The 5003-nt window shown below is 40.8% G+C and carries 7 protein-coding genes; all 7 read left to right on the forward strand.

Annotated features, from left to right (window positions below):
* The coding region (gene epsC, locus AC29Z1_RS13335) for a serine O-acetyltransferase EpsC (RefSeq protein ID WP_488271946.1) at positions 1-550 on the forward strand (550 nt) is incomplete at its 5' end.
* Positions 531-1970 carry a cysteine--tRNA ligase gene (gene cysS / locus AC29Z1_RS13340; protein WP_488271947.1) on the forward strand — a complete coding sequence of 480 codons (1440 nt, stop codon included), beginning with the start codon at positions 531-533 and terminating at the stop codon, positions 1968-1970. The genes epsC and cysS, both read left to right, overlap by 20 nt.
* Positions 1967-2452 (forward strand): Mini-ribonuclease 3, encoded by a 486-nt coding sequence (locus AC29Z1_RS13345; RefSeq protein WP_488271948.1) that lies wholly within the window; start codon positions 1967-1969, stop codon positions 2450-2452. The genes cysS and AC29Z1_RS13345 overlap by 4 nt, the downstream gene beginning before the upstream one ends.
* 21 nt (positions 2453-2473) lie before the next feature.
* Complete coding sequence (gene thyX, locus AC29Z1_RS13350; RefSeq protein ID WP_488271949.1) at positions 2474-3157, forward strand: FAD-dependent thymidylate synthase; 684 nt, start codon at positions 2474-2476, stop codon at positions 3155-3157.
* A gap of 365 nt (positions 3158-3522) precedes the next feature.
* Positions 3523-4053: a hypothetical protein gene (locus AC29Z1_RS13355; protein ID WP_488271950.1), complete on the forward strand. Its 531-nt coding sequence runs from the start codon at positions 3523-3525 to the stop codon at positions 4051-4053.
* Entirely contained in the window at positions 4050-4352 is a 303-nt protein-coding gene (locus tag AC29Z1_RS13360) for a cyclin family protein (RefSeq protein WP_488271951.1), read from the forward strand. Before AC29Z1_RS13355 ends, AC29Z1_RS13360 begins: the two co-directional genes overlap by 4 nt.
* Before the next feature lie 16 nt (positions 4353-4368).
* Positions 4369-4785, forward strand: a complete 417-nt coding sequence (locus AC29Z1_RS13365) for a protein-export chaperone SecB (RefSeq protein WP_488271952.1) — start codon at positions 4369-4371, stop codon at positions 4783-4785.
* The last annotated feature ends 218 nt before the right edge of the window (positions 4786-5003 follow it).

Genomic DNA, 5003 nt, shown 5'->3' on the forward strand with positions numbered 1-5003 from the left:
GTATAAACGCGGTTGGGTGCTTATTCCGCGAATAATTTGTTATTTTAACCGTTTTTTAACCGGCGTAGATATTCATCCGGGTGCAACTATTGGCGAAGGCTTGTTTATTGACCATGCTACCGGTGTAGTCATTGGTGAGACCTGCGTTATTGGTAATAATGTAACTCTTTACCAAGGAGTAACATTAGGCGGCACGGGCAAGGAAAAAGGTAAACGTCATCCTACTATTGGCAATAACGTAGTTGTCGCCAGCGGTGCCAAAGTTTTAGGCTCATTCACTGTCGGCGATAACTCGAAAATTGGTGCCGGATCGGTAGTGCTGCGGGAAGTCCCGCCTAACTCTACCGTTGTTGGTATTCCTGGCAAGGTAGTATGGCATGACGGCAAAAAGGTTGGTCGCACTGATGAAGGCATTGATCTTGAACATGGTGATCTACCGGATCCAGTGGCAGAAATGCTTTTATGTATGCAACGCAATATGAAACGAATGGAAGCTCGTATTGAGCAGTTGGAAAAGGAGCTGAAGCGCCATGAGTCTAAAGGTGTATAATACTTTGACCAAGAAAAAAGAAGAGTTTACTCCACTTACACCTGGTAAAGTAAAAATATATGTTTGTGGTGTAACTCCCTATAATCACCCGCATATCGGCAATGCTCGTCCGTTTATAACCTGGGATGTAATTCGACGCTATCTGGAATACTTGGGCTATGAAGTATATCATGTTCAGAACTTTACTGATATAGATGACAAAATTATTAATGCCGCCAACAGCGAACAGGTAACTTGGGATGTAATTGCCAACAGGTATATTGCCTCTTACTTTGAGGTTATGGATAAACTTAACATTCGTCGAGCTCACGTATATCCCAAAGTCTCTGAACATATTCCCGATATAGTGGCTATGGTTGAAAAACTTGTTGACAAGGGCTTTGCCTATGTTGTGGACGGCGATGTGTATTATAGTGTTGAAAAATTTCCCGATTATGGGAAATTAAGTGGCCGCAGCCTTGAAGATATGAAGGCCGGGGCTAGGGTGGATGTAGACGAACGCAAAAGACACCCCATGGACTTTGCATTATGGAAAAGTGCCAAGCCGGGTGAACCTTCTTGGGATAGCCCGTGGGGGAAAGGCCGACCAGGCTGGCATATTGAATGTTCGGTAATGTCCTGTAAATATCTTGGGCCTAGTTTTGATTTCCATGGCGGCGGCAGTGATCTAGTGTTCCCGCATCATGAAAACGAAATTGCCCAATCGGAAGCCTATACTGGTATTGAACCTTTTGTTCGCTATTGGCTTCATAACGGGTTTATTACTGTTAATGAAGAAAAAATGAGCAAATCGCTGGGAAATTTCTTTCTGGTTATTGATATATTGAAACATTTTTCGCCAGAAGTACTGCGGTTCTTTATCTTGTCAACCCATTACCGGAGTCCGCTTGATTTTAGTGACGAACGTCTGCAAGAAGCAGGACGCAGTTTAGAACGATTAAAAAACGCTGAGGATAATTTAAAGCATTTGGCAACGTTTCCACCATCTGGTGCCAACGAAGACTCCCAACTGCTAGTTAAAGCCGCAACCGATGCGGTTGCGGCATTTAGGGCAGCTATGGACGATGATTTTAATACCGCGTTGGCCATCAGTGTGTTGTTTAGTTTAGCGAAAGAAATTAATATTTATCACAGTAAAGTTACTAGTGGAAAGACCGGACTGGATGCAGACGCTTTAGCTCAGACAGCCGCAATTTTTAGCCAATTAACGGATATTCTTGGTATTCTCAATATCCGTGATGATGTTCGGGATGACAATGCTGAGTTAGTAAATGGGTTAATGAATATTATCATTGACGTAAGACAAGAGGCCAGAAAGAAAAAAGATTGGGCAACAGCCGACCAAATCCGCGATAAATTGGCAGAGGTAGGTATAATTCTTGAAGATTCACCCCAGGGTGTAAGGTGGAAAAAACGGTGAGGTTTGATCATTTTCAATCACTGGTAGATAATTTTTTTACTGTTGATGAAGCCGGGGAGCTTTCCCCGGCTAAATATACAGATATTCCTGTCGAACGTTTGCCGGCTCTGGTACTAGCGTATATTGGTGACGCCTATTTTACGTTATATGTACGTACTCGGCTATTGGGATATGAGCAGAACAAGGTAAGGGTACTGCATACTTTTGATGCCAAAATGGTTTCGGCGGTTATGCAGTCAAAGGCAATGAAAGCGCTGGAAGCTGAGCTACTTCCTGAAGAAGCCGATATTGTACGGCGGGGGCGTAACGCCAAATCAACGGTACCTAAGAGCGCATCCATTGCCGAATATCGTTATGCAACCGGATTTGAAGCGTTGATAGGTTATTTATATTTGCAGAAGAAACAAGAAAGATTGTCGGAAATGGTAGACAAAGCTTTCGCTATTATTTCCCGGGAAATGACAGCCGGTGCTAAAACATAACGAAAAAGGAGAATTGCCGCCATGAAAGTAACTTTAATCAAATACACCCCAGAGCCTGAACGAGTTGTAGCTATGTCGGCCCGTCTCTGTTATTCTGCCACCGGGGCAGAAGCATTAGCGAAAACTATGTCTGATGCGCAAGTGGATCATTTAATTGAGAAGCTGTTTGCTATGGGGCATTTGTCGACCTTTGAACATGTAAATTTTACTTTTGCTATCGAAGGGGTTTCCCGAGTGCTCACACACCAGCTTGTTCGTCACCGCATTGCCTCCTACTCGCAGCAGTCTCAGCGATATGTTGTTGAACATGGATTCGAGTATATTACCCCGCCTACGATTGTCGACAACCCTGAGGCCAAGGCCAAATATGATGCGCTTATGCGGCAAATTCAGCAAACCTATGATGAACTCATAACTTTGGGTGTCCATAAAGAGGATGCGCGCTATGTACTGGCAAATGCCACCGAAACAAAAATTGTTGTAACTATGAATGCCCGGTCGCTTTTGCATTTTTTTGAAAAGCGTTGCTGCCTGCGGGCCCAATGGGAAATTCGCAATCTGGCCAATGCCATGCTGGCAGCAGTTCAGTCAGTTGCGCCAAGGTTGTTTGCCAAAGCCGGGCCAACTTGTGTAACCGGAGGTTATTGCACGGAAGGTGATTTATCGTGTGGGCGTGTCAACCGGGAAAAAACAAATCGTAACTGATTACCAACGAGTGTCCAAACGGAGTAGGGCGCTCGTTTCTGTTAATTCGCCCGGCAGAGCAAACTGAAATAAAAATTCGAGTCCATGATACCTTTTGGCTAGCACTTTTATATTTCTATTATGGAGAGAGTATAAAAAATATTTAATTTTTGCCAATTAGGTTGAAGGATTTGACACTCTCGTTTAGAATAGATTTATTAGGGACGTCGAGGATGAATAATAAATGTGCTAGATAAAAGTACTTGATGCATATATTATTAATGATTGAAACAAGGTTTTTAAGGGAATAATTTATATGCTGGTCCCTTTTTATTGATATAGCTTATTGTGAGTGAAGTGTTAATCGATAAGAAGGATGAAAGTGGATGTTGCTAAAACCGAACGTGGTTGGGTACCACACAAATGACGCAAATAGATGCAAGTTATTTGTGGACCAGAAAACCCCGATTAATAGCCCCGATATTCATTATTTCGGCAGAGGGATGTATTTTTGGGATAATCTATCCAATGCGAAATACTGGGTGAGACAAAAAAGAAAAAGCATTGCTGGTGAGATATGGATAGTTAAAGCAAATATTTGTATAGAAAAGCTGTTGGATTTATCAGACAGCGATATACTTGAATATATTGATAAACTATGGATTGAATATTGTAGAAAAAAAGGTTGTAGTTCCTATGGACCATTAGGGAAAAAAATAGATGCACTTTTTGACTTTTTTCCGCTACTATCATCTAATTTTGAAGTAATCAAAGGTTATGCTGAATATAGAAAACAGGCTAAAGTGGTCGAATTCTTAGACGGTAGCTACGTAGTAAATCACGTTAAGTGTATCTACTGTGTGAGATGTGAGACTGCAATCTTACACTGTGAATTAGAAGAGGTGATACAAAGATGAATAAGCAAGAAAGCATCCATATTCTGCAGCAATGCCTAAATCAAATCACTGAGATGACACCGGAGCAGTTTACTGAATCTTTGGTTGCTAAGGGATTAGCAGATAAAATATATGATGACAATTATTACCAGAATGATTCCTTCTGCAAAGTTACCCAAGAAGATCGTGCAGAAGAATATCAGGTTATTTGTAATTACACCAAGCAAGCTAATATATTTTATGGAATTGAAAAATTAGTTTCTTTAGAATGTACTCGTGGACAAGTATCAATTGGATGTGAATTGAGCATAGCTGCTTAAAATTAGGAGCGCTGATATGAAAGCAAGTAAATTTCAATTTTCGAGTCCAGAATTATTAGAGGTATACTATAAAGTTAATGAGTCCTTTGATTCGAATGAAAAGCTAAAGCTTGAATATTTTTCAGAAACACTCGTAAAGAAATCTGATGACGAGCATGTGGCAGAAGTTGTTTTTACTTTACGAATATTTAAGGAAGAGGATTTCTTGAAAGTACCTTTTGTTTCTAAAATTAGTATAAGAGGATATTTTCATTGGGATGAGTCAATTGAAGATAAGGTTGATAGCTTACTTAAGGTAAATGCTCCAGCTACACTTTTATCATATATAAGGCCACTTATTACCCAGTTTACGTCACAATCGGGATATCCCCCATTAATTTTGCCGTTAATAGACTTTACGAAGGCGAAACAGTCTGAGGAAGAAGAAAATTAGTTCTAGGGTTTAGTTACCCGGGAGTATGTAGCTAATTTGTGTAAATAGAAAATCCTTATGGTGGAGTTACCCTTGTTAAGTAGACAATGATAAAAAAGCACTATGAGGCCATCTTTTCTCGATACTGGATCGGGGGAAAGGTGGCTCAGTCTTTTTTAGGTTTTTTGTCAAATGTTGGGGTAAAGCATAAAGTGTAGTGGAGCAGGGGATATACCTAC

It is taken from the genome of Sporomusa sp., from assembly GCF_057736855.1.

Bases quoted from the DNA above. Each gene is read 5' to 3' on its own strand.
- cysS (WP_488271947.1), top strand. From the start codon at position 531: ATGAGTCTAAAGGTGTATAATACTTTGACCAAGAAAAAAGAAGAGTTT.
- thyX (WP_488271949.1), top strand. From the start codon at position 2,474: ATGAAAGTAACTTTAATCAAATACACCCCAGAGCCTGAACGAGTTGTA.
- AC29Z1_RS13355 (WP_488271950.1), top strand. From the start codon at position 3,523: ATGTTGCTAAAACCGAACGTGGTTGGGTACCACACAAATGACGCAAAT.
- AC29Z1_RS13360 (WP_488271951.1), top strand. From the start codon at position 4,050: ATGAATAAGCAAGAAAGCATCCATATTCTGCAGCAATGCCTAAATCAA.
- AC29Z1_RS13365 (WP_488271952.1), top strand. From the start codon at position 4,369: ATGAAAGCAAGTAAATTTCAATTTTCGAGTCCAGAATTATTAGAGGTA.